Here is a 24,551-nt window from a genome sequence, read left to right as displayed (position 1 = left end):
TGATGGACCGTTTCCATCACGGCTGGTGTACGCGGAGTCGGAGCCGTTCCTTCCGCCCGGACTGACGTGGGCGCGGCCTTGGGTCAGGTCATCACGGGATGATGGCCGCCACTCGAGCAGGACGACCCCGTGGAGTTTCCTGGCCGACGAACGGTTCAAGGCGGCGACTGCGGCCATCTGCTGTCCATAACCGCAGGCGGTCGAGAGACCTTCGGCCTCAGTATGGACATCAGCAACAGGGACGACCTCCATTACGCCCGCGACTGGCGCCTGGTGACCTCATTCAGCCCTTCCCAACCGGAGTTACGCGTCGGCGACGACCCGTATGAGCTTGATCATCTGATGGATGGGCTGCGCTTTCAGATCAGCGCGGACGACGTGCCGAGGCCCCGCCCCGCCTGCCGCCGGAGCGCATGAACAGACCGCCGCGTTCCTTCGGGAGGGACAGGGGGTTGTGCACGCATTTGGCACGGTCCCTCGTGGCGGGCGTCCAATGTGTGGTGCGGCCGTAGTGGTTGCCGGAGGACGGGATGGTGGGAATCTAGGGTCTGAGCTGAGGAAACGCTATCAAGATCATCCCATGTATATCCCCTGATCATGGTCTTACGGCTGCATGCGGGCACTGTCGGTTGCCTATCAAGGGCGCAAAGCAAAAGACCTGCGGTTGTGAAACCGCAGGTCAAGGGCCTGAAATGCCGATCTAGGTGTGTGCCCCCGGCAGGATTCGAACCTGCGGCACCCGCTTTAGGAGAGCTCGAGCTTACGGAGTCAAGTGTGTACCTGAATGGGCGGTATGTACCTGGCTAATCGTCCGTACACCGGCCGCTGCACAACGACCTTCCGTGCCCGCCACTGCCTCGGTTATGGCCTGGTCAGAGCAGCAGCCGTGGCGAAAGCCACGCAAGATGTTCCCGCTCATCGGGTGTGGGTGCGCCAACCTGGGCCGTGGTGTGTCCAGGTCCGGTCGGGCGGCGCAGGCGATTCGGTCTGAGCTGATAGACGAGTACTCCTTTCGTCGAACCGGCCGTCGTCGGCGCCACGTTCCTCCCGGAGGACGTCCGCGTCGACTTGGAGTTGATGGACAAGCGGCGCTTCGGCGATGGTGCGGTCTACCTGCGCTACGGCGTCAGGGACACCGCCCAGGGTCCGACCACTACATCCCGATGACCGGCCAGGTGGGGTGACCGTTTGGCGTGGCGGGCTCGAGCGAGTGCCGCTTGTGGACTAAGGAAGGGGAATCCTACTGGTTCCTGGGCCTTTCTGGCCGGTGACCACTTCGATCAGGCGCAGCAGCAACTCGCCCCCGAGCTGGCGAACCATTTCGCGTTCTGATCGCATCAGCTCTTTTCTGATGTCCTGCGGGGTCCAGTCTGGATGCCTTTTGGCGAGCTCCAGGATGGCCAGCCGCTCGCGCTCCCAGACCACACCGAGCGTCTCGGTCGGCTGCAACGACCTGTTCATGTTTCGCCCGTCGGTATGAATCATGTAGAACAGCGAGGCGTTACTCCTGTCCATGAAGACCTCCTGGCGTGGGTGGCTCCGACGCTAAGAAGGGTGCACGCCACAGGTCCATGCACGTTCCTTGGCGGTCATCTGACGACAGGCTGCAGGAACCTGCTCCATTCGCCTCGCCTTTCTGGGCACCCGCCGAGCCTGATGCTTAGGCTGGAGCCCGTTTGCATCTGCTGCCCGCTGGTGCCGCTTCCGTGGGAGAAGGGACATCCTGTCACCGGTGGCTGTCCACGTAGCGGTTGTCGACCCTCTACCCATGTATCGCCAGGGGGTCGCCACCGTCCTGTCCGCGGCGGGCCACGTGGTCGAGTCCCCAGTCGATGTGCTGGAGTGGGTGCGCCAGGAGCAGCGCGGCGTGGTGCTGCTGACTCTCGTACGAGAACAAGACTGGGATCTCCTTGGGCGGTTGCGTGATGTCGGCGGAGGTCACTGCGTGATCGCGCTGATCGCGGAGGAGTCCGTCGTGCTGGGGACACGGGCGGTACAGGCCGGTGCCCGGTCCGTCCTGCCGCGCGAGGTGACAGCAGTGGTGTTGCGGCGGACGGTGGAGGCGACGTTTGACGGGCAGGCTCTGCTGCCGGCGGCTGTGGTCACCGCACTCGTCACTGGGGCGCACCGGGCTGAGACGAGCCCGGAGACACTCAGTCCGCAACAGCTGTCATGGCTGCGACAGCTCGCTGAGGGAGCCACCGTCGCCGAACTCGCCGGGCGGGTCGGCTACTCCGAACGCGCGATGTTCCGGCTGCTGCAAACGCTCTACCGGGAGATGGGGGTCAGCACGCGGATCCAGGCGATCGTCCGCGCGCAGGAACGCGGCTGGCTCGCCGCCGTCACGGATTTGATGGAGGACGCGGAGATTCGCGGAGGCACCCGGCGCTGAGGCCGCTCACCTCCTCGCTCATGATCCGCTGGTATGGAGCTGTGTCGCTTCGAGAACGTCGATGACCGGCTGCAGTAGCCCCGGCCGGGGGCCACAGGCGTTCAGCCGTTCGAGCAGGAACAGCCACTGCTCGACCAGCCCAGGCGTCGGTTCCCTGACCCTGGCCGCATCCCGGGTAGTGTGGCGGGCAGTGTGGAAGGCTGCGATGGCATCCTTCAGAACGCCCTGGCCGTCCAGGAACAGTCCGCAGCCGGCGAACCCCTTGAAGTCCCACGCCGCGACATCGTGCGAGTCCTGATCGAGGCGCTCCTCGGCCTGGGTCTGCAGGCGCTGGAAAAGCTCGCCCGCGCGGGGACCACCAGTGTCCGAGCTGGGGGCCGCCGCCGCGACAAGCCCTTGGAGAGCGAGCGGCAGGAGCGAATCCCCAGAGCGGTGGTACTGCATGGCCGCCTCGACCTGTCGTGCGGCCCTGTCGAGATCGTGCTCTCTCAGGTAGGCCAGGCAGAGGGTGGTTCGCGCCTGCAGCAAGATGACGGGATCGGCGAACTTGCTCGCGAGCTCCACCGCCTGTCCCGCAGCCTCTATCGCCTCCTTGGCGTTCCTGCCAGCCAGGAGGTAGGCGTGTCCGCTCAGGTAGCCGCTCCGCAGCCAGTCGTGGCCGAGTCCATTCACCTCCGCTCGGACGGTTTCATCCATCTGCTCGGTGATGCGATCCTCGCCGAGCTCGGCATGCCAAGAGGCCAGCTTCATACCGATGCTGGCCCTTCTGTGCACGGTGAGGCCCTGTGTCTCCGGCGTGTGCGGGTATTCGGTCGACTCCGGTAGGGCGCGGGCCTTCTCGGCGAATTGGAGCGCATCGCTGTACTCGCCCCAGTGCCGATGGCAGTCGGCCAGCCCTTCAAGGATGTTCATCCGCAGCGGCAGCAGGTCGCGGTAAACCTCTGGATTGCTCTGGGACAGTTCGTCATGGTCGTCGCGGGCCAGCTCGTAATAACCGTACGCGGTCTCGACCTCGAAGTTCCGCCAGTAGACCATGGCCCAGTTAGCGCGAATCACCGTCCGGAGAGGAAGGTTCCGCAGGTCGTTCGCGTACTCGAGCGCCTTGCTGAACTCCTGGTGGGCCTTGGGGAAGTCGCTCTTGGAGGCATACAGCTCGCCGAGCGCGTTGTGATTGGCCATCTCGCGCATCTCGTTGCCGAGCTTGCCACGCAGCTTCTCACGCGCTTCGAGCAGGAGGGACGTGTGGTTCCGCGTGCGCAACTCCGGGTCGAGGTCATCGTGAATCCGGTTGTAGGCACGGTCCCACAGATCGCCCGCCCACAGCAGGGCCCTGAGCTCGGCGAGATGGAGGCGTAGGTCCGCGAGGGTACGTGGCGGAGTGACGCGCCGATCGTGGAGCTCGTAGGCGGCCCGGCGCAGCAGGTTGTGCCACTTGTCGTTCACGGGTTTGTTCTTATCCGGCAGGCCGGCCCACTTCCGTTCGGTCTGCGAAAGGCCCAGGCGGTATTCGTCGTGGGCCGTTTTTACGACCAAGTGCATTTTCACCAGCTTCTCCAGTGCGTTGCGCACGGGGGCGGCCGGATACGGATCGTGATGCTCCTCGACGACAAGGGCGCACACCGCGTCGACGCGGACAGCAGTGTCGTACGCGTCGAGGGCCTCGAGCACCTGGTGCTGCAGGTGCTTGAGGCCGCCTATGACGTGCTGCATGAGGGTGCCCAGAACGCGATCACCGCTCTTGGAGTCTTTGAGCTCGGCGAGGAGCTCGTTGGATTCCTGCCGGGCGGACTGGAAGGCGGCGTAGGCCAGTTGGGCCAGGCGGGGGTTGCCGCGGAGTTGGCTGTGAAGCTTCGCCACCGCCTTGAACACCTCGGTGTCGTCGGCGGGCAGGCGATGAAGGTACTCGATGAAGTCACGACGATCGAGCCCTTTGACGCTGATCGGTTCCTGGAGCTTCGACCAGGTGCTCCGTCCGAGGGGCTCAGGCGAGTGCCGCGTCATCAGGATCACGATGACCGTAACCTGGTCGTTCCTCGTGAGGACCTCGAACGCCTCGTCCAGTTCAGGGTCCCGCAACTGTCGGGTCACGGGGTCGAGCAGGTGCTCCGCGTGCCTGACTGCGATGATCACACGGGTGTCGCCTGCGCTCTTCTCCAGAGCGGCTCTGAGCTCGTCGAGAGGGGGACTGTCGGAGCTGATCGCCTCCTGTAACGCTACGTCGTCGTCGGACAGGTTCCCGACGGCGGCGGCCAGCATGCCGACATCGAGGCCTGCGCCGGGAGCCATGTCCGGGCCGGCCTCGCAGCGGAGGACACGTACCCCGGGCTGCCCGGACGGCCCAGGGGGCGTGTGCTCCAACTCCCACAACACCTCCTCCACAAGCTCCGCTTTCCCGATGCCCGGCGGGCCGGTGACGATGACGATGCCCGACCTACTCCCGGTCAGCCGCTGTCGCAGATCAGCCAGGTCTTCACCGTGGTCGATGATGCCCGGCTTCCGGCGTGGAACGGGCGCGGACGGGAGGGCGGTCTCGCCGGACCCGTCCTGTCGAGGCTGCCCTTCAGAGGCCGGGGCCGATCCGCCCGCCCTTTTGCTGAGCCGGATCTGGTACAGCCCGATGGCGATGCTGCTGAAGACGCCGATGATGCCGACGGTCTGGTTGAGGACCCCCAGATACTTGGCGTTCGGATTGCTTGGGTCGATCAGGATGTTCCACCCGAACGTGGAATTACCCGCGGCGATCACCGCCACCAGAAGTGCGACGGCTGCTACCCACCATAATTTTCGCCTCTTCCCCACCACGTCATCATCACGCCATGCCCACTGACGGAAAAGTCAGGTTCATGCCACCGCTGTAAATCATTTCTAGGTGATGGAGAGGCTGGTGGACCCTGAGTTCAATTGGTCTACGCACGAAAACGTCGGTAGCATGGACCAAAACACAAGAGACGCGCGGCCATGTTTCCTGCTCGCACTGAGTCTTGCAGGCGCTCGCGGTCGCCGCTCTCCTGCCACTCACCAGCGAGCGTCGCCCGATAGCTTCACCACTATGATCCCCAGGAGGGCCCCCGCCCTCGTGGCGGCTCTGTCCGCAGCCCGCGAGCGCTGGGCGGCCCAAACAGTCACGGCGACGCAGGCACCGGACGCTGTGCCTGGCTCAGCTGAGATAGCGGAGCATAGTACGAGGTCTCCGGAACTGCAGAACCAGTTGCATAAATTTGATAGACGCTGGCTAGGAACCTCTGCAGCTGGATTGGGATCGCGCCACTCGCCATGTGCGAGATGTCGCAAGGGAGGAGGATCTCGCCTACCCCTCTCTTGATTACAGATGAGTGTAGGCTGCTCGCGTACTGGCTGAGTTGTCGCGCCTTACCCCAACAGATGCACTTCAGAACTCTCGTGGGAGGAATTTTCTGCAGCAGGCGCGCCAGGAGGCTCTGTCTCCATCGCTACATGACGTCCTTTCCGGTGAACCGCGCCGGGATCCGGCTCGGGGCGCCGCCATATGGGCTGCCCGCTGAGCCCTTACAGCCCGGCCTGGCGCATAAGGAGTTCACCGCGCCGTGGCTGCTTCATTCAACCTGGGTCACACCAGCCTCTACGTTGCGAGGAACACCTCGTTCAGATGCCATTCCAGGAAGGCGCGGCTGGGTCGGTCGGATGCGTTGGCAGGCATGGTGACCGTACTTCCTGCATGTTGGTGGAGCTCGTCGCCGTCACCGAACTCTTTGCTCAAGCGCGGGCTCACTCGTAGCCGGTAGTCCGTGTCGATCGCGAGATATCCATGATCGAACAGAATGTGCATGTCCGAGCGCAGCAGGATGCCGTTGTCCAGCCGGTGCTCGCCTCCGCGCGTCACTGGTCGGATGTGGGCTGCTTGCAGTACTGGGCGGATCGTCGAGCCGGTGATGGCGCAGCGTCCCGCATAGGCGTTGAGGACCACAGCTTTGAAGGCTCGCTGGCCAAGACGCCGGGGGGCCAAGCGGGGGTCCCCAAAGACGGGGCCTTCGAGCCGCCATGGTTGGGATACGTCGGTGGTGTCGTTGCCGAGCAGGCGGGTCATGAGGTCGGTGAAGTAGTCGGTGTAAGGAGGGGCGGCCATGTCGTAGCCCTTGCCCTGAACGATGTTGGAGGCGAAGTCAGGGGGTGGGCCCGCTGGAAGCTCGAAGAATCGAGTGTCTCGGAGCATGACGCAGCCGATGATCGGGTCCTCACCTGCTGCTATGGGACTTTGACGATACTTGCTGATCCTCTCCCTCATCTGCTCCTGATGGTCGGCGCCGTTGGCCTCGCCGAAGGTCTCCCATGCCTCGGACAGGGGAAGCGGCTGGAAGGTTTCGAAGATGCCACCGCCGACCACCCGGTTGTACGGAAAGCCGTTGACCGGGTTCCTGTCCGGATGGTGGGTCTTGAAGAAGAACGGCTCGCCAGGACGCAGTGCGCGGAAGTTCGTGCTGCCCGAGGGGCGCCAGAAGTTGGCCTCCGTCAAGGTCGGGCGAGCCGACATGAACCGATACCAGTCGCCGTCGGTGACTCCGACATATGCCTTCACGTAAGGAATTGTGCAGCTCGAAGATCGTTCCTGCTAGTGGATATGCCTGAAGAAGGTTGGCTGGTCGCCTTATGGTTTCTGATGTCCGGTTCCCAGGACGCATCGCCACCTGTCTTCCTGCTGCAGGCGATGGCTGATCGGGTGATCGCAGTGCTCCGCGATGACCCATCGGCAAGCAGGTCGGCCGTGCCCGCCGGTACTGGCGGTGATCGAAGAGGCGCGCACGTCCGTTTGCCGGGCCAGCGCGGGGCGAATGCGCGCGATGCTGGACCAGTTGCAAGTCAGCACCCGTTGTGGCCGGAAGCGCGGGACAGGCCTGGCGTTCGTGTGGCAGCAGCCTGAGCATGGGCCGGAGAGTTGTTCAGGGGACGTGGGGTGGCGCGGTGGGGTACGCGCTTCTTCGGCACGACCGCCGGTGGCGTTTGTCTAGTGTCCGAGTGGCCGTAGCGGGTGCCGAAGGCCGGGACGGTGGATAATCGGGGCCTGAGCTGGGGAAACGCTATCAAGATCATCCCGCGTATGTCCCCTGATCATGGTCTTACGGCTGCATGCGGACACCGTCTGCTGCCTACCAGGGATACAAAACAAAAGACCTGCGGCTGTGAAACCGCAGGTCAGGAGCCTGAAATGCCGATCTAGGTGAGTGCCCCCGGCAGGATTCGAACCTGCGGCACCCGCTTTAGGAGAGCGAGGGCAACCCTGCCGACTAAGGAGGTCTGAGCTGGACGAAGAGCCTGTCCTTGGCGTAATGCACGTGAGATCATCCCGTGTATGTCCCCGTATCGTACGGGCGCCGTGCTGCCCAACTGGCTGACAAGCGTCGACTTCGTCGTGGCTGACCTGACCGCTCGTCTGGCCTGTAGAACGCGAGCTCAGAAGATCGAGTATCTGCCCCCAGCTGCTCACCGGATACTGGTCCAAGCAGGTCCGAGGTGGACCATCATAGAACCATGACACATGTGTGGCGGGTAACACTAGGGATAGCGGTAGGACTCGCGTTGGTAGCCCTAGGAGTCTTCCTCTTTCGCGCTGGTCTGGATGATGCCGATAAGTGGGCCAGCGTGATCGGGGTGTTTGTAGCCCTGCTCGGTCTAGGAGCATCAGCATGGAGCCTGATCTTGTCGCACCGCGCTATGAGCACCAACATGCGCTCCGCCACCGATATGCACTTCGCCACAAACGTACATGTCACTGCTTCCGGTGAACGATCGCTCGCTGCTCAGGCGATATATGGTGTCGCGAGCACCGGCGACGGGATATCGCCGAACGTCACGGGTGCAAAAGAGCCATTTGCGAATCAGCAGACCCCTACTATAAGTGCTGATCGTCAACAAGATCCTCAGGTGAACGAGGGACGAACTCAGGTGCAGGTATCTGCCAGTGGTGATCGATCGGTCGCGGCGCACGTTATATCCGGAGTCGCTGTTACTGGCGACCAAAGGGCGGCTAGCAATTGAGCGGGCGACAAAATCACACTCCCTCAGCGATGATCAACGCGCAAGGCAAACGGTCGATCGCCGCGGAGGTGCTCTCAGGGACCGCCATTACAGGAGACATTCATGGCGGTCTTCAGATTCACGCGCTTCCTCTCGAGTTTATTCGTCCACCGCAGGAGGTCCCAGCTCCAACGGGACTGAATAACGTGCCGTTGCGAGTGAATCCTTTCATTGGCCGCAAGGTAGCGCTGGACAGCCTCGACAAGACCGTAGCCCACTCGGAGGGCGCAGTAGTCCACGTAGTACATGGGCTAGGTGGCGTTGGTAAGAGCACTGTAGCGGCTCACTGGGCCGCCAGTCGCGCCAGCAGATACAGTGTGGTGTGGTGGATCACTGCCGATACTCAGGGGGCCTTGAGTATGGGTTTGGCCGGCCTCGCCGCCGCACTGCAGCCGGGTATCGATCAAGCCATGCCGCAGGCAGCTCTAGCTGAACGGGCAATACAATGGCTGTCGAGTCACCACAATTGGCTTCTCGTGCTGGACGATGTCACCGATCCAGTTCATGTACAACCTTTGCTCGCGCGTGCTACGTCAGGCCATTGCGTCATTACCTCTCGCCGTGCCACTGGATGGCATCATATTGGCACCCCGGCGCGGCTAGATGTTATGGGACAAACTGAGGCCGTCGAGATGTTCACCCGCATTTTGCAGCACAACGATCAGCGGTCCGCTGACGGTGTAGTCGATGTGTGCGAGGAGCTAGGCTACCTTCCATTGGGTGTTGAACAGGCGGCTGCATTCTGCGCCGAAACAGGAACGTCTCCGCGTGAATACTTGGAGATGCTCTCAGGGTATCCTGCCGAAACCTTTCGAGCAGCGCCTGAAGGGAGGGAGGAGGAACGCACAATCGCACGCGTCTGGCATCTAAGCCTTAACGCACTTGCGGATGACCCGTTGCCGGGGCGACTCCTAAGAATCCTGTCCTGGTATGCGCCAGAAACGATCCCTCGCACACTGCTGACAGGTATCGCAAAACCCCCTATTCTAGCGAAGGCTATTGGTCGCCTGGCGGCGCATAGCATGATAGCCATCGGAGATTCGGCGGCTAACATCACGCTTCACCGTCTAGTGCAAGCAGTCGGGCGCACTCCTGATTTGCTTGATCCGCATCGTGGGGCCGAAGCCATTGAGGAGGCTCGCCATGATGCAATCTCTGTCCTATACCAAGCCCTGCCGGACAATCCGCAGGACTCGCGAAATTGGGCTCGTTGGCATGTGTTGATGCCTCACGTAGAGGCAATTGCTACTTATAGTAGTCCAGAAGCGGATAGCGTTACCCTGTGTGATATGCTAAGTCAGGCAGGTGGCTTTCTGAACATACACGGCCGCGCTGTGAATGCGGTGAAATATCTAGAACGTGCAGTAAATGGCCATAAGAGGCTTTTGGGTGATGACAATCGTTCTACTCTAGCGAGTCGCTCTAATCTTGTCTACTCCTACCACGTGTTGAATGGACCAGCTCGAGCGCGCCCTCTGGCTCAGCGTAATCTGGATGATGCAGAGCGCATTCTTGGCAAGGAACATCCCGATACTCTAACGCTTCTCCACAACGTCGCCTATATGCATATGGCAGAGGGCGACCTAGAACATGCTACGCAACTATTCAAGCGAGCCCTTATGGGACGTGAACGAGTCCTGGGACCAGACCATGACGACACTCTGATAACAAAGACTAATCTAGCTCGTGCATATCGAGATGCTGGCGATCACGGTCGAGCAGTGTCCCTCTCTGAACAGATACTGAACGACGCAACGCGCGTGTTCGGCAAAGATCACTATCGCACTATGGTTTCTGAAGCGAATCTCGGACACGCATATGAAGCTGCGGGCGATTATGCCCGCGCGATACTGATCAATCGCCGCGCTCTTGCGGACTCTGAACGAGTGTTGGGTGTGGATCACCCGGAAACACTTACGGCTCGGAATAATCTTGCCACGTCTTATCTAGGCATCGGAAACCTTAAGCGCGGGCTGATTCTACTTGAGCGAACGCTTGCCGATCGTGAGCGCGTTCTCGGCGCAGATCATCCTGAGACCCTGATCACTAAAAGTAACTGTGCGGTAGGATATCTACGGATTGGAAAAATCAAGAAGGCTAGGTTGCTTCTTATCGACACACTGAAGGACTGCGAGCGTGTCCTCGGGAAAAAACATCCTTTAACCAGGTCCGTGCGAACCCTACTGCCAAATATTACGTGACAGTAGAGCGCTGCCTGAGATAGGGATTGTTCAACTACACCGGTTGAATTCGTAGAGTCGGCCATGGTTTTGCCGGGGTGTCGAGGGTGAGGCCGGTTTGGGTCAGGCATCCGGTGACCAGATGGGGCCGGTACTGATCTTCCCCAGCTTGCGTTTGACGAGCCGGACAAGTCCGGTCAGGTTGGCGATGACGAGGTTGGCCATGGACCGCCGGAGCAGGGACCAGACGCTCTCGACGGGGTTCAGCTCGGGAGCGTAGGCGGGTAACTGGACGATGCGCAGCCAGTCGGCGTGCTCGGCGGCGAAGTCGGCGAGCTGGCCGGCCAGGTGCACGTTAAGGTTGTCCCAGCACCAGACCAGTGGAGCGTCCAACTGCTGGTGGGTGGCCACGATCAGGTCGCGGTAGTCAATCTAGGAGAACGTCTTGGGTTCGCCTTTGCATCGCCGGTAGATGTACAGGCGGTAGAACAGGTGCGGCCGTTCACCGTCCCGGTAGGCCACGACACCGGCCATGTTGACCCGGCCCCGGCCCTTGCCGCGCACGGTCACCACCGGCCGCGCACCCACCGGTGCCCAGGTACGTCCCTTCGGCGGCCTCAGCCCCTGGCCTGCCTCGTCTTCGAAGCAGATGTAGGCGCCCAGGTCCGCCGCGGTGCTTTTACCGCCGGCCACACCTCGTCTTTCCAGACCGCGACGGCCTCCTCGTCCCGTTCGATCGCCCGCCGGGCCGGCACTTGCACCGACCAGCCATGGCGGTGCAGCAGCTTGCCCACGCCCTCGATGGTGTAGCCGATGTGGAACAACCGCTCGATCAGCGTCTTGACCCGGCCCAGCGTCCAGCACTGATCCTCGACGTAACCCCAGGCCAGCGGTCCGCGCCGTAACTCGACGTCCAGCCGCTGCCACTGCCGGGCCGACAACTTCTCCCTCGACACCGGCCCCTTGGACCGTAGCGCCTGCTCACCGCCCTCAATCCAGGCCTCACGCCAGCGCGTCACCGACCGCTCGTGAACCCGTAACCGTGCCACGGCCGTCCTGGTCGACTCCCCGGCCTCGAACCACTCGGCCGCCTGCAGCCGTACACGCTCCCACCGTTCCTGCGCCGCGGGCGTGTACCCACCCCTTTGCCCGTACCGCATACCCCGGTCGTACCGCACCGAGCGCTATCCGTCACGACCCAAGGACTCACGCATTCAATCGGTGTAACGGGGCGTCACAGCGGGAGAAGATCCTGCAGGCGTGAGACGGCTTCGGCCCACTCGACTGATTCTGTCATGTGAGTCCATGACAGGCGCAGCGCGCTGCGGATGTTGTCCTCGGGAAGCGACATGGCGGTGAGCACGTGGCTGGGCTCGTAGGAGGCGGACGTGCATGCGGATCCGTTGGACACTGCGAGTAGACCGCGCCAGGCCACCATGACAGCTTCGGAGTCCAGCCCGGGAAGAGAGAGATTCACCACGTGGGGCAAGGTGTGCTCGGGGTCGCCGTGGATCTGGGGTCCGAGGGGTGTGAGGCCGGCGAGGACTTCGTTCTTGTAGGCGATGCAGGCTTGTTGCCGTTCGGCATGTTCGCTGACGGCAAGCTCGCTGGCAAGGCCCAGGCCGACGATGAGTGCCACCGGCAAGGTTCCCGGCCGCAGTCCTCGTTCTTGGCCGCCGCCCACGAGGAGCGGGGTGAGCGGGGGACGCCGGAATCCGCGCTTGCGGGTAACAAGCGCGCCGATGCCTTTCGGGGCGAAGACCTTGTGGCCGGAGACCGAGATGAGGTCGATACGGTGGTGGCGCAAATCTGGCAAGAGCTTGCCGAAGGCCTGGGCGGCGTCGACGTGGAGGTACGCGGGGTGATCTGCCAGGAGGCTGCATACCTCCAGCACGGGTTGGATGACGCCCGTCTCGTTGTTGGCAGCCATGATGGAGACCGCCAGGGTGTCCTTACGGAGCTTGCTGGCAATCTCATCGGGTGACACCCGACCGGACCGATCGGGCTTGACTAGGTCGACCTCGAATCCGCTATGCGCCAGTCTGTCGAGCGGCTCAAGTACGGCCTTGTGCTCGATCGCCGTCGTGACGATGTGCCGACGTTCAGAACGCTGGCCCTCGGGTGCTAGGCCAAGCAGTGCAATGTTGTTCGCCTCAGTCGCGCCCGATGTAAAGATCACCTCGTCATCGCTGCAGTCCACGACGGCGGCGACCTGCCGACGGGCTCGGGCGACGGCGGTTTGGGCGGCATGGCCGATCTCGTGAGTGCGGCTTCCTGCGTTGCCGTACTCCTCCGTCAGGTACGCCAGGACGACGTCGGCAACTCGCTTGTCCACCGGCGTGGTGGCGTTTGCATCAAGGTAGACGGTCAACGCTCTCTGCCTCCTCAATCACGTTCGGTAGCCGGTGTCTCGGCTGGAGCTGGCTGAAGTCTACGATCGACCGATGTGGCGGACGTGACGGGTTTGACGTTGGTACGTTTCCAACTTAACGTAAGCCGAGCGTGATCAAATGGAGCGTCAAGCCGAGGTGGCCACCCTGTCTGAGATAACCTCGCCCCCCGTGCTGTCGGGCGTGTACGAGTATGCCTTTCCTGCCATTCGGGGTATTCAGGCTGGTCGGGTCTACTTCGTGTCGATGTGCCCGCTCAAGCTGCTACCCAAGATGTTTGTGTGGGACAACGATGACCTGCCGGTGGAGCTGCGGGCCCAGCGACTGCTCAACAAGGGGCGGATTCCGGAGATCGTTCGCTACATCGAGGAGAACGCCACCTCCTATACCTTCTCTGCGATCACCGCTTCGGTCGATGCGTCGGTCCGCTTCGTGCCGGCGCAAGCTGCGGAGGCCAACTCTGGACTAGGGACTCTGCGTATCCCCATGGATGGCCGGTTCATTGTCGTCGACGGGCAGCACCGCCGTGCAGCGATTGAGCAGGTGCTACGAAGCAATCCCGAGCTGGGAGATGAGACGATCGCGGTGGTGTTCTTCCTGGACAAGGGGTTGCAGCACTGTCAACAGATGTTCGCGGACCTGAACCGCCACGCGGTACGTCCTTCACCTTCCATCGGGGTGCTCTACGATCATCGTGACCCCCTGGCAGCGGTGACCAGGACGGTTGCGGCGCAGTCACCTATCCTGCGAGGGTTCGTCGAGCAGGCGTCCACATCGTTGGCTAAGGCATCGCGGAAGATGTTCACGCTGTCTGCTGTGCATGGGGCCCACAAAGCGCTGTTCGCGGGCGTCACAACTTTGGGGCAGCCGCAGATGATAGACGCTGCAATGGGGATGTGGGAAGCGCTGAACCGTCAGTTCCCCGAGTGGGGGATGATTCGCGCCAAGCAGGTGCACGCTCCCGAGATCCGTCGCGACTTCATCCACACGCATGGCATCGTCCTCACCGCACTCGGCCGGATCTGTAACACGCTGTTGCTCGACGACGTGCCTGTGAAGTGGTGGTCACAAGAGCTTGCCCCTCTGTCGCACCTGGATTGGTCGCGCACCAACACCGCCCTCTGGGAGGGCCGCGCACTGGTCGGCGGCACAGTCACCAAGGCAAGTTCCAACATTGTGCTCACCACCGCCCTACTACGCGCACACCTGGGCATGCCGCTGTCGCCTGAGGAGCAGAAGGCAGAAGCTAACCGAGAGGCACAAGCATGAGCAAGGTCATGATGCCAGAGCCGCGGCGCAGGCCGTTCGGCGCACTCGGGCTTGCCAAGGCTGTGCAAGTCATCGTCGACGAGATCGCCGAGCTATATAAGACCGACAACATCCCATGGGTGGTTGGCTACTCTGGCGGTAAAGATTCCACCGCCACCTTGCAGCTCGTGTGGATGGCCCTGCAGAGGCTGTCAGCATCGGAGCTGACCAAGCCAGTTCATGTCATCAGCACTGACACTCTCGTGGAGAACCCGGTGGTTTCCGCATGGGTCAACACCAGTCTCGATGTCATGGGAGTCAGAGCGGCAGAACTTGGTCTGCCGCTGACGCCGCACAAGCTGACACCCGAGCTAGCGGACACCTTCTGGGTGAACCTCATAGGCAAGGGGTATCCGGCGCCAAGACCGAAGTTTCGCTGGTGCACGGAGCGTCTGAAGATTAAGCCTTCCAACGCATTTATCCGTTCAATGGTCCGAGCACACGGTGAGGCGGTCCTCATCCTCGGGATGCGCAAGCAGGAGTCGGTCACTCGTGCCCGCGTGATGGCGGCGCACGAAGTCAATCGCGTGCGGGAGCGCCTGGCGCCCAACGCCAATCTGCCCAACTCGCTGGTCTACACCCCGATCGAGGCGTGGAGCTCCGACGAGGTCTGGATGTTCCTCATGCAGATGGAGAACCCATGGGGGTACTCAAACCGGGACCTGTTGACGATGTACCAGGGAGCTTCAGCGGACAACGAATGCCCCCTGGTCGTCGACACATCCACACCCAGTTGCGGTGATAGCCGCTTTGGTTGCTGGACCTGCACTCTCGTTGATCAAGACAAGTCGATGACCGCCATGGTGCTCAACGACGCCGAGAAGGCATGGATGGAGCCGCTGCTGGCGCTCCGCAATGAGCTTGACCTGCCAGATGATCGGGAACTGCGCGACTTCCGACGCATGAATGGCACTGTGCAGCTGTTCCACGACGAGCCAATCCCCGGGCCTTACACCCAGCCGTCCCGACAGCGCTGGCTGCGCCGCCTGCTGGAAGCGCAAGAGGAAGTCCGTCGCAATGGTCCACCGGAAGTCGCTCAGATCGAACTGATCACCCTGGCGGAACTTGAGGAAATTCGCCGCATCTGGGTCGTCGAGAAGCATGAATTCGAGGACAATCTGCCGCGCATCTACGCGGAGGCAACCGGGCGACCCTACCCCGGTAAGCCTCTGGACGAGGCGCTACCGCTCGGCGCGGTTGAGGTCGAGTTGCTCGCCGAAATCTGCGGCGAGGACCGGCTGCACTTCGAGACGGTGCGGGAACTGCTGGACGTCGAGCGCCGTCACCGCAACCAGATCCGGCGGGCGGGGCTGTTCCCAGCATTGGAAAAGGCGCTCGTCAAGGGTTTCTATCGCGACCAGGATGACGCCGTCACCTACGCACGCAGACAGAAGGCGGCTCGTGAAGCGGTCAGCGCTGAAGACCTCGCCAGCGGCAACATCCAGTTGGCTTTCGGCGCTAGAGCCGACGACAGCCCGGCCTTCGACGACTTCCCGCTAGGCAGCAGATGATCTTCCAAGAACTCGTCCTTACCAACGTCGGCCCCTTCGCGGGCCGCCAGGCGATTCGCCTAGCGCCGAAGGAGCCTGACCACCCGATCGTGCTGTTTGGGGGCCTCAATGGCGCCGGCAAGACGACGGTGCTGGAGGCCCTGCTTCTAGTTCTTTACGGGACAATGACCCCGGGCAGCAGCCGACGAGCCACGAGTTACGAGAAGTACCTTACCCAGCTCATTCACAGTGCCACGGACCCGGCCGACGGGGCATCCATTGAGCTGCTGTTCCGTGCAATTCATAACGGGGCATGGCAGGAGTTCCAGTTGATCCGCCGGTGGGCTGTCGTGAGCGGCAAAGTGCGCGAGCGGGTTGATGTCAACCGGGACGGCTACCCCGACCAGATCCTCTCTGAAGGCTGGGCGGACCACGTCGAGACCCTGGTGCCCCGTGGTGTCGCCAACCTCTTCTTCTTTGACGGTGAGCAGATCGAAGCCTTCGCCGAGTCGGATGTGTCTCAGGAACTCGTCCGCACGGCCGTTAGCGCTTTGCTGGGGCTTGACCTCGTCGACCGGCTCCAGGATGACCTAACCGTCCTCGAACGGCGCCATCGGCAGGAGGCTACCTCGGACGAGGATCGGGAAGCGATCGTTGCCAAGCAACGTGAGCTGCAGCGGCTTCGTAGTCACGAAATCGATCTCATGCAGGAGCTGGAGACTACCCAGCGCAAGTTGCAGCTCGCCACACAAGACGCGACGGAGGCACGTGTCCGTCTGCATCGAGAGGGCATGCAGCAATACCAAGAACGCGACAGGCTCACCGAACGGCTCCATGCAGCGCAAGCGAGCGTGAAAGCCAGTCGGCAGGCATTGATTGATGCAGTCGGTGGCTTTGGTCCGCTGCTACTCGTGCCAGACCTGCTCGCTTCTACCACCGCACAGGCGATTGCCGAACAGGAACAGGCCGATAACCATATCCTTAACGGTCTGTTGTCCGAGCGCGACAACCAGCTTCTTGAACACCTGCGCGCCCAGCGAGCGAGCGCGAAGATCCAGACAGCTGTAGCTCAATTCCTCAGCGAGGACCGAAATAGTCGCGAAGCCAGAGCACGAGTAGATCCGCTCCTTGGCCACGACGAGACGACCTTGGCGCTAGCGAAACGGCTCCTTGATGAGGACCTTGAGAGCATCCGTAGCGACCTTCGGCATCGAGTCGCCGAACTGGAGGCGGCACGCGCAGCTCTCGAGGCGTCTGAACGCGCCGCCGCTGCGATTCCGCACGAGGACGTCGGTGAAGCACTGGTCGCCGAGTACGAGAAGGCCAATAAGGTGGTGGCAAGTCTTCGGGCTCATATTGACCTTCTCAACAAAGAACTTGCCGCCACGCGATCGACACAGCAGGCGGCCGAACGCGCCTTCAAACAGGAGTTGAAGTCGGCCTCTGAGAAGCAACTCCAGACCGAGCGGTTGCGTCGCATCGTTGAGCATGCCGGACGGGCGCGCGCAACGCTTGTCGCCCTGCGAGCCAAGGCGACCGAGCGGCATGTCAAGCGGATCCAATCCATGGTGCTGGAGTCGCTGCAGCTACTGCTGCGTAAGGACAACCTCGTGCACGAGGTCAATATCGATCCTGACACCTGCGAGATGGAGCTACTCACCCAGGACGGACGGCCAGTACGGCCCCGCAGCCTGTCAGCCGGTGAACGCCAACTTCTAGCAGTGGCACTACTCGCCGGCCTAGCACGAGCTTCAGGCCGTATGTTGCCCGTAGTCATCGATACCCCGCTTGGCCGCCTCGACAGCGATCACCGCATGCGCTTTGTCCAGAGCTACCTGCCCAACGCCAGCCACCAAGTGATCGTCCTGTCGACCGATACCGAGATCACGCCGGATATTCTCGACACACTTGATGGGGTGATTAGTCACACCATCCGGCTGGAACACGACATTGAGCGCCGTGTAACGCACGTCAGCGAGGGCTACTTCAACGGCGCAACCGGCACACAGCAGCGTAAAGAGGTGGCACGTTGAGTACCCGGGGCAGGAAGGAGCCAGCACCTGCGGGCCACGTTGTGGGTCCGCCAGAGTCGGTCCGTATCGGCTCCGACGTCCGGGAGCAACTCATCACCATGAAGCGACGCACAGGCGTGATGAACTGGAACGTTCTTTGCCGCTGGGCCCTATGCCGCTCTCTAGCCGAACCGACGGCTCCACCTACCACGTCACCGAACAGCGATACGGCGGTGGAGATGACCTGGAAGACGTTCTCCGGCGCAGCCGGCGATCTCTACTGGTGGCTGATCAAGCAACGAGCCAGAGAACTGGGCCTCCCGCTCGACGAGCAGGCTCTGCACGCACAGCTACGCGCGCACATTACACGGGGTACCCAGTATCTGGTCGGTGATGCCAACATGCGCGACACTCCGGACCTCGTCGCACTCCTCAGTTAACCAGGGAAGGAGGGGGTTGGACGAACATTGGTAAGGGGCGCGTGCCGGCGCGCAGGAAACTCTTTTGACGAAGGCGAGGACCGGTGGCCGCAACCACCCTCTGACCCTTATGCTCCTGGAGCGCAGTGAGAGGAGAATAGGCGCGGTGTACGAGCAGGCGGTGTCGGATGTCGCGCAGGCCGACAGCGGTGACCCGCGCCGACGCGCAGCGATCACCTGGGCCAAGATCCTCGCTACTGCAGCCGAACCGGACACTCTCTTTGTGCTCCTCGGCAAGCCTGATTTTGTTGACAGTGACGTCAGCGTGCGGTGTCGCACGAGACGTGCTCAGCGGATCTTGATAAGGAACGGCCTTGCTCGGCTGAGTAGATTGGTGAGTACCCGGATAAAAGACCTTCGGTGTATCCCCGGTTGTGGGTCGGTAAGCGTAATCGATATCTTGGCAGCTACGCTTCTCGCAACCGTTGACGATCTAGACTCTGTGCCACCAGGTCTCCTGCCTCTTCCAGGTTTGGGTGGAGGCTCTGATGCTTCGGCTGCGCCGGCGGTGGCTGGAGATATAGATTCACTTAGCCCAGTCTCGGACCCTCTGCTCGACATGCTTGAGAGTAGGTAAGCGTGGATACGCTGCCGTCGTGGGACCTCCACTGGAGGCGTAGGTACAACTCACCTCCTGACGACCTAGTCAGCGACTTCTACATTCCAGCCTTCGCTCGTGCCACTGCTTACGACCGCGCAGTGGGCTTTTTCTCTGCAAGACTTCTGGCCGCCATAGCCCCAGCCATTGATCGATTTGTCCTTAATGGTGGCAAAATGCGCCTTATCACCTCCCCTGCTCACCTCAGCGATGACGAACTGGAGGCGATGGGCAAAGGTGAGGAGCTTAGGGAACGGGTCAGGTCAGAATTCGTCGCTGCTGTCACAAAGCCAATTCCTAATCCCGTTCTAGCTGACCGCCTTAAGTTGCTAACCTGGATGATTGCCAACGAGAAGCTCGATGTGCGGATTGCTCTGCGAGAACACGAGCGAGGCTTCGGTCTATTTCATGAAAAAATCGGCATCTTTTCGGACGATGCTGGCAACTGGATGACGTTCACTGGTAGTCCCAATGAGACTTTAGGAGGTGCACGACTGCACTCCGAATCGTTTCCCCTTCACCGCAGCTGGGCCAACGAGGAGCAGCGCGCATATGCGAGGGAAGAGCGAGAACGGTTCGAGCAGGTCTGGAACGAGCAAGTTGATGGCATCTCGCTGTGGCAGGTGAACGAGTGGATCGAAGAACCTATGAGATCCACCTTTGGGGTGCGTGAACCATCGTCTGCCCAGGCAAAAATGCACGAAGCGGGCGAGGTGGATGTGCCGTATATGCCATTGGCCGATGACACCACATTCGTGCCTTCCCTGCCCGACGACCTCACGCTACGCGGGTACCAAAAGAAGGCCGTCAATGACTGGCTGAGAGCTGGCGGCAAGGGCACCTTTGCGATGGCTACCGGGACTGGCAAGACGCTCACAGCACTTGCGGCGGCAACTCAAGCAGCGATCCATATTGCCAAGTCGGATCGACCGTTGCTAATTTTGGTAATTGTTCCCTCGATTGACCTCGTGAGGCAGTGGCGAAACGATGCAGAACGGTTTAGTTTCCGACCCGCGGTATGTCACGGCGGGCTTAGGAGAGGCCAGGAAGAGCACCTAAAATCTGTGTTCTCTGCTGCCCGATCAAGCCATGGGCGGCGCACCGAGATGGTTATTACGACCGCCGACAGTCTGGCTCCCCGCTCTGCCGACGTTGGGGGGGAGTTCGACCATCCTCTCCAGCGCCAGCTTGCCCGGCATAGGGGACATCTGCTCGTGATCGGTGACGAGATGCACTCGTTGGGGACGCCTAGCCGTCTAGCAGCACTACCCAAGAACGCGACCATGACTTTGGGCCTCTCTGCAACGCCAAAGCGGCATGGTGACGAGATCGGCACCGAGGCGCTGTTGGAGTACTTCGGTAAGGCCGTGCTATCGATCAGTATAAAGCAGGCCATTGAGGACTATGGCGCCTTGGTGCCGTATGACTATCTCCCCTTGCCAATTGAGCTTACCGATGAGGAGAGCCGTCAATATCGGCTGATCTCGCAGAAGATCGCCAGGGCGTATGGAGTCGGCGACGAGCAGGCCGTTGATGCCCAAATCCGCGCCCGGACCCGTCTCATTCAACACGCAGCCAATAAACGCGTCCGCCTGCGTGAACTCATGGCTGACGGCCTAAAGAGCCAGTCACATCAGATTATTTACGTTGCGGAAGGAAGAGATCCGGAGTCCGACTTCTCCCAACTTGATGAAACTGAACGTATGTTGAGGATGGACTTTGGGATGCAGGTCGAGCGTTACTACGGTGAGGTCGACTCTCGCCGCAGGGAAGTACTGCAGGCGCGCTTGGCAAGCGGTGATATCCAGGCTCTGCTAGCGATGAAGTGCCTTGACGAAGGGGTGGACATCCCTTCAGCAAGAATCGGTGTGATTACTGCGTCGACCCAGAATCCTCGTCAGTTCGTCCAGCGTCGTGGACGCCTCCTTCGGAGGGACCCCGACAACCCGAAGTCACATGCGGTGATCTACGACTTTCTCGTGATGCCCCCGCGCCCGATCGGTGAACCGATCGAGTCCGAGAAGCGTCTAATCGGGGCGGAGCTGTCGCGTGCTGCCGAACTCGCTGATGCGGCACGCAACAGCGAGGCTCTATCATCTGTCATAGCCTGGGCCTACGAGTATGGCCTGCGCCCCGCCGAGCATGCATGGATGAACCTCACCCGCGAGGGCAACATGGAGGAATGGGTCCAGTGAGCGCCTTTGAGCAGCGTATGAAGGATCTAGGGGCGCAGCTCAGCCCTGCCGCGAAGGATGTCTCGATGTTCGTCATCGAAGCTGAGCACAGGCGCAGATTCTCCGAGGACCGCAGCGACCTTCACGAAGAGTTTGCCCACCGGGCATTGGAGACAGTTAGGCAGGAAGGGGACGAACGGTGAAGTTCACCTCGCTGACGATGCGCAACTGGCGACCCTTCCATGGCACCCATCGAATAGACTTTTCGGTAAATCCAGACAAATCGGTCACTCTGGTTTTCGGCGCGAACGGCGCGGGCAAGACTGCTCTTCTGAATGCCTTCACCTGGGCGTTGTACGGTGAGTTTACTGATGGATTCGAAGCTCCGGAGAGCTTAGTCAACTTCGAAGCAATCAAGAACGATCCGACTGCGGAAGCCTTTGTTGAACTCGAGCTCGAACATGAGAATGCCAAGTTCCATGTCCGTCGAGCAACTGACGCGCGGCGACAGCTCGAGGGCGATTACGACCTGACCGTAACCAGAAACGGCGAACGAACGGTCGAGGACGAGATCTACCGAATTCTTCCCAAACCACTTAAGGACTTGTTCTTTTTTCCTGCAGAAACTTTCAGTACTGCCAGCGTCCTCCAAGGTGACCGGCCTGGAGAGGGTACGTCGTTGGACATCGGCTCGGCCATCAGGTCGCTGCTGGCTGGCGACATCTACGACCATGCAGTTGAGGATCTTCGCGGTGCGATCGCTAGCGAGGCTCTTCGGCCAACGCAGAAGTACACCGACGAAACGGTGGAGGCGGCCAGGCGGGCTTGGGAGCAGGCGCAGGCGGAACTCAATGCTGCCGAGGACCGCCGGGACAAGCTGCCGTCACTGCTCGCGCAAGCCCGAGACCAGGCTAGCAAGGCGAAGAAGGAGGCCGAGAAGTACAACCCAGAAGAGATCAAGAAGTGGGAACGTAAGTACAACGAGCTGAAGAATAGGGTCACAGACGCGGAGGGTGCCGTCCACCGTGCTCATGAACTCTATGTTGGATTGGCGCGGCAGGCTTATCTTCACTTCAGCCAGCGTGCAACCGAGGCAGCGGTTCATCGCCTCGATATTGCCGAGAAGGCAGGGCTCATGCCTCCCCGGATTCACGACTCTGTTCTACATCAATCGTTGACGGACGGCCGCTGTGCCCTCTGTCAGGTCCAGTTCACTCAGCAGACGCGCTCGCGAGTGGAAGGGCTGCTGTCACACGTTACTGAGCACGCGATGGCCGTGCTGGGGCTGGAAACGAGAACTCAACTAAAGAGCCATCTCGATAATTTTCACCGGCAAATAGCCGAGGTGCGAGGGAAGGTTGCGGCGCTAGCAGCAGATCTTGGCGTCGCTGGACCTCCGCAGGACGCCGACATGAGGATGCTACAGTCCGTGCTCCGGATGTGTATCGAGGCAGCCGACCGCGCCCTGACCAAGGCTAGGCGTGAACTCAAGGAGCTTACGGACGATCAGGAATCCCCAGTGCCGGCACGGGGGAGTAGTCCTGTTGATATTGCAATGCTCATGCAACAGGGAGTCGATCGTCTGGAGCAGGAATACCGTAGCATAGAGTCGACGATTCAGAGGGCGACCGAAGCTGAGCGCGAGAAGTTAGCCGACTATACTAAGAAATCTTCCAAGCTGGACACATACAAGCGCAAAACGGCAGCCATCGAGGTTCTCCGAGATGTGAAGGAGTTCTTCGACGAAGCACGTAAGGGTTTGAATAAGTTTGGTCGTGAGGATTTCGAGAAAGCCATCAACGACACGTATGCGGATCTGATTGCTAAACAATTCGAGATACGCGTAGGCGAAGACTTTGGCATCTCTGTTGGCGCTCAGGGGCGCGATGAGACGATGCCGGTATCGCAATCAGAGAAGGTGCTACTTCTTATCGCATTCCTTGGAGCCATCGCACGGCTTGCACCGCAGTACGCCGAGATTGCGCGAAGGAACCAGCAGTTTCAGCGTACGGGCGACGTCGAGACTTCCAAGCGGGTCGGCTTTCCAGTAGTTTTGGACTCACCTACGAGTCCTCTAGACCATGAATATGAGGTTGAAGTTATCCAAGCGCTACCGAGATTGCTCCCGCAGATAGTGATTATCGTCTCTGCAAAGTCTGTCACGGCATGGGAAGAGATCGAGTCTCACATCGGTAGCGTCAACGTCATGGAGCTGACTTCACACAAGGCGACCAACCGTCACGTCAGATGGAAGGGTAAGGATTACATTTACAGCACCCAGGACGATGGTGTGGACCCGGCGCGCACTCGAATGAGCAAGATTAGCTGAAGGGCTCGCTGTGGCAAGTGTGTACATCTATCCAGTGCACCAGGCTCTCCTTGATTCGCTCATTGCGACTAGCAAGGCGAAGTCGGTGATGGCGGGGACCAAGACGGGTCCATTTCGTGAGATGCGGGATGCCTACATCTTCGCAGCGTCTCTGGCACTGGCACTCAACCAGCCGGCGTCTATTGATCAGATTCCCGCTTCTAAGAAGGATGCTATTCAGATCCAAGACCGCGTGTTCTTTGGTGCCGAGGGAGCGCGGGAGCTTGCTGCAATTGTCGTGCTGACTAGTCCTGACGGCGGTGATGTTGCACGGGAGACGCTTCGCTCGCAGCTGGATATGCTATCGGAGCAGGAGGTAGGCCAACGCCTTGCGCTGTTGGACCGTTTTGCTTATTCGGGGTTTGAATGGCTCCGCGAGCGTCAGGACGATGAGAGCGGAGTTCGAGATCTTCTCCTGTCGGCCATTGACAGCGTGGATTGCGTTCAGAGGCAGGCCGATGATGACTCTTCAGTCCAGGATCCGCTGTGGTCGATGCTGCGTGGTCTGGAGTCCGAGGCCTTGTAGGCTCATACCCATCTGGGCCGCTGCAGCGCTTTACCACGTCGCGAGCGGAACGACCGGCACATGTGGAGCACTCCAAAGGGCCGCAAGGCGATGAGGACCAGTGGCGGATGAGAGGCGCTGTACGGCGAGGTAGGGCTGACGTTGATGAGAGTGGTGAGCACGGTGGCGTGGTGGCTGCCGCTTGACGCTGTTGAGATCAAGTCGGCGAGTTCTGAAGGTGCGCGTTTTGCGGGATGGGTCAGCTCCGGCACTGCACCACATGCCATGGCCGCTCTACATAACCTGGCGACCGTCGCCTAACGTCTGACCAGCGCCGGAACATCCTAAATCCTCCGGCGCATCTCCCACGACACCTGCCGCACCCTGGTTGGCCGGTGGCACTCTGTCACGTTACCCGATGGCAAGGCCCGACGGAGGAGGGCCGCGGCAGCCGATCGCCCCGACCACGTACGGCGAGGTCCGAAGTGAGCGATCGTCACGATCTTAGCCGATATCCTCTGCAGACTTGGGGCGCGCTGGCGGTGCGTGCCCGGACCGGCCGAAGAGCCGCAGCCGGGCACGCACACCGGCCTGCGCGCCCGGCGGG

At 61.2% G+C, this 24,551-nt stretch carries 17 protein-coding genes, 1 tRNA gene and 1 pseudogene; 10 read left to right on the top strand and 9 right to left on the bottom strand.

Translation table 11 applies throughout. From position 1 onward, the window contains the following. The first annotated feature begins 222 nt into the window (after nucleotides 1-222). A complete protein-coding gene (locus HCN51_RS45695) occupies nucleotides 223-417 on the top strand; it encodes a hypothetical protein (protein WP_168018184.1) in 195 nt (64 codons plus the stop codon). Between the two features lie 807 nt (nucleotides 418-1,224). Here HCN51_RS45695 and HCN51_RS45690 read toward each other — a convergent pair. Further along, complete coding sequence (locus HCN51_RS45690) at nucleotides 1,225-1,515, bottom strand: hypothetical protein (RefSeq protein WP_168018183.1); 291 nt, start codon at nucleotides 1,513-1,515, stop codon at nucleotides 1,225-1,227. Between the two features lie 253 nt (nucleotides 1,516-1,768). On the opposite strand from HCN51_RS45690, the gene HCN51_RS45685 reads away from it, so the two are divergent. Further along, nucleotides 1,769-2,392: a helix-turn-helix transcriptional regulator gene (locus HCN51_RS45685; protein WP_206068652.1), complete on the top strand. Its 624-nt coding sequence runs from the start codon at nucleotides 1,769-1,771 to the stop codon at nucleotides 2,390-2,392. Between the two features lie 18 nt (nucleotides 2,393-2,410). On the opposite strand, the gene HCN51_RS45680 is transcribed toward HCN51_RS45685, so the two are convergent. From HCN51_RS45680 to HCN51_RS45670, 3 genes are all read right to left on the bottom strand, one after another. After that, nucleotides 2,411-5,143, bottom strand: a complete 2,733-nt coding sequence (locus HCN51_RS45680; protein ID WP_168018182.1) for a P-loop NTPase family protein — start codon at nucleotides 5,141-5,143, stop codon at nucleotides 2,411-2,413. Between the two features lie 847 nt (nucleotides 5,144-5,990). After that, nucleotides 5,991-6,944: an HNH endonuclease gene (locus HCN51_RS45675; RefSeq protein ID WP_168018181.1), complete on the bottom strand. Its 954-nt coding sequence runs from the start codon at nucleotides 6,942-6,944 to the stop codon at nucleotides 5,991-5,993. Between the two features lie 647 nt (nucleotides 6,945-7,591). Beyond that, a tRNA-Arg gene (locus HCN51_RS45670) sits at nucleotides 7,592-7,662 on the bottom strand. Between the two features lie 768 nt (nucleotides 7,663-8,430). Between HCN51_RS45670 and HCN51_RS45665 the strand changes: the two genes are divergently transcribed. Then, complete coding sequence (locus HCN51_RS45665; RefSeq protein ID WP_168018180.1) at nucleotides 8,431-10,641, top strand: tetratricopeptide repeat protein; 2,211 nt, start codon at nucleotides 8,431-8,433, stop codon at nucleotides 10,639-10,641. A gap of 102 nt (nucleotides 10,642-10,743) precedes the next feature. Here HCN51_RS45665 and HCN51_RS58545 read toward each other — a convergent pair whose 3' ends face one another. The 5 genes and pseudogenes from HCN51_RS58545 to dndA all read right to left on the bottom strand — a co-directional run bounded on the left by HCN51_RS58545 (nucleotide 10,744) and on the right by dndA (nucleotide 12,991). Next, a complete protein-coding gene (locus tag HCN51_RS58545; protein WP_206068651.1) occupies nucleotides 10,744-11,013 on the bottom strand; it encodes a transposase in 270 nt (89 codons plus the stop codon). Between the two features lie 39 nt (nucleotides 11,014-11,052). After that, a complete protein-coding gene (locus tag HCN51_RS58540) occupies nucleotides 11,053-11,208 on the bottom strand; it encodes a hypothetical protein (RefSeq protein WP_206068650.1) in 156 nt (51 codons plus the stop codon). 29 nt (nucleotides 11,209-11,237) lie between these two features. After that, nucleotides 11,238-11,576 (bottom strand): helix-turn-helix domain-containing protein, encoded by a 339-nt coding sequence (locus tag HCN51_RS63195; RefSeq protein ID WP_428981575.1) that lies wholly within the window; start codon nucleotides 11,574-11,576, stop codon nucleotides 11,238-11,240. A 30-nt stretch (nucleotides 11,577-11,606) separates the two neighbouring features. Then, a pseudogene (locus tag HCN51_RS63190) lies at nucleotides 11,607-11,780 on the bottom strand (helix-turn-helix domain-containing protein); the annotation flags it as partial. Nucleotides 11,781-11,854: 74 nt separating this feature from the next. After that, the gene (gene dndA, locus HCN51_RS45650) at nucleotides 11,855-12,991 is read right to left on the bottom strand and encodes a cysteine desulfurase DndA (RefSeq protein WP_168018178.1); all 1,137 of its coding nucleotides are present in this window, start codon (nucleotides 12,989-12,991) and stop codon (nucleotides 11,855-11,857) included. A 139-nt stretch (nucleotides 12,992-13,130) separates the two neighbouring features. Here dndA and dndB point away from each other — a divergent pair, with 139 nt between their 5' ends. The 7 genes from dndB to HCN51_RS45615 all read left to right on the top strand — a co-directional run bounded on the left by dndB (nucleotide 13,131) and on the right by HCN51_RS45615 (nucleotide 23,965). Then, nucleotides 13,131-14,279: a DNA sulfur modification protein DndB gene (gene dndB / locus HCN51_RS45645; protein ID WP_168018177.1), complete on the top strand. Its 1,149-nt coding sequence runs from the start codon at nucleotides 13,131-13,133 to the stop codon at nucleotides 14,277-14,279. After that, entirely contained in the window at nucleotides 14,276-15,829 is a 1,554-nt protein-coding gene (gene dndC / locus HCN51_RS45640; protein ID WP_168018176.1) for a DNA phosphorothioation system sulfurtransferase DndC, read from the top strand. The genes dndB and dndC overlap by 4 nt, the downstream gene beginning before the upstream one ends. Further along, a complete protein-coding gene (gene dndD, locus HCN51_RS45635; protein WP_168018175.1) occupies nucleotides 15,826-17,841 on the top strand; it encodes a DNA sulfur modification protein DndD in 2,016 nt (671 codons plus the stop codon). The genes dndC and dndD overlap by 4 nt, the downstream gene beginning before the upstream one ends. A 41-nt stretch (nucleotides 17,842-17,882) precedes the next feature. Continuing rightward, nucleotides 17,883-18,260 carry a DNA sulfur modification protein DndE gene (gene dndE / locus HCN51_RS45630; protein WP_346434026.1) on the top strand — a complete coding sequence of 126 codons (378 nt, stop codon included), beginning with the start codon at nucleotides 17,883-17,885 and terminating at the stop codon, nucleotides 18,258-18,260. A gap of 618 nt (nucleotides 18,261-18,878) precedes the next feature. After that, nucleotides 18,879-21,092 (top strand): DEAD/DEAH box helicase family protein, encoded by a 2,214-nt coding sequence (locus HCN51_RS45625; protein WP_168018173.1) that lies wholly within the window; start codon nucleotides 18,879-18,881, stop codon nucleotides 21,090-21,092. Between the two features lie 178 nt (nucleotides 21,093-21,270). Next, complete coding sequence (locus HCN51_RS45620; RefSeq protein ID WP_168018172.1) at nucleotides 21,271-23,400, top strand: AAA family ATPase; 2,130 nt, start codon at nucleotides 21,271-21,273, stop codon at nucleotides 23,398-23,400. Nucleotides 23,401-23,410: 10 nt separating this feature from the next. Next, nucleotides 23,411-23,965: a hypothetical protein gene (locus tag HCN51_RS45615; protein ID WP_168018171.1), complete on the top strand. Its 555-nt coding sequence runs from the start codon at nucleotides 23,411-23,413 to the stop codon at nucleotides 23,963-23,965. Nucleotides 23,966-24,551 lie beyond the last annotated feature (586 nt).

The sequence above is a fragment of the Nonomuraea composti genome, from assembly GCF_012034275.1.
Classification (GTDB): Bacteria; Actinomycetota; Actinomycetes; order Streptosporangiales; family Streptosporangiaceae; genus Nonomuraea; species Nonomuraea composti.
This window is presented reverse-complemented; position numbering and strand designations above follow the sequence as displayed.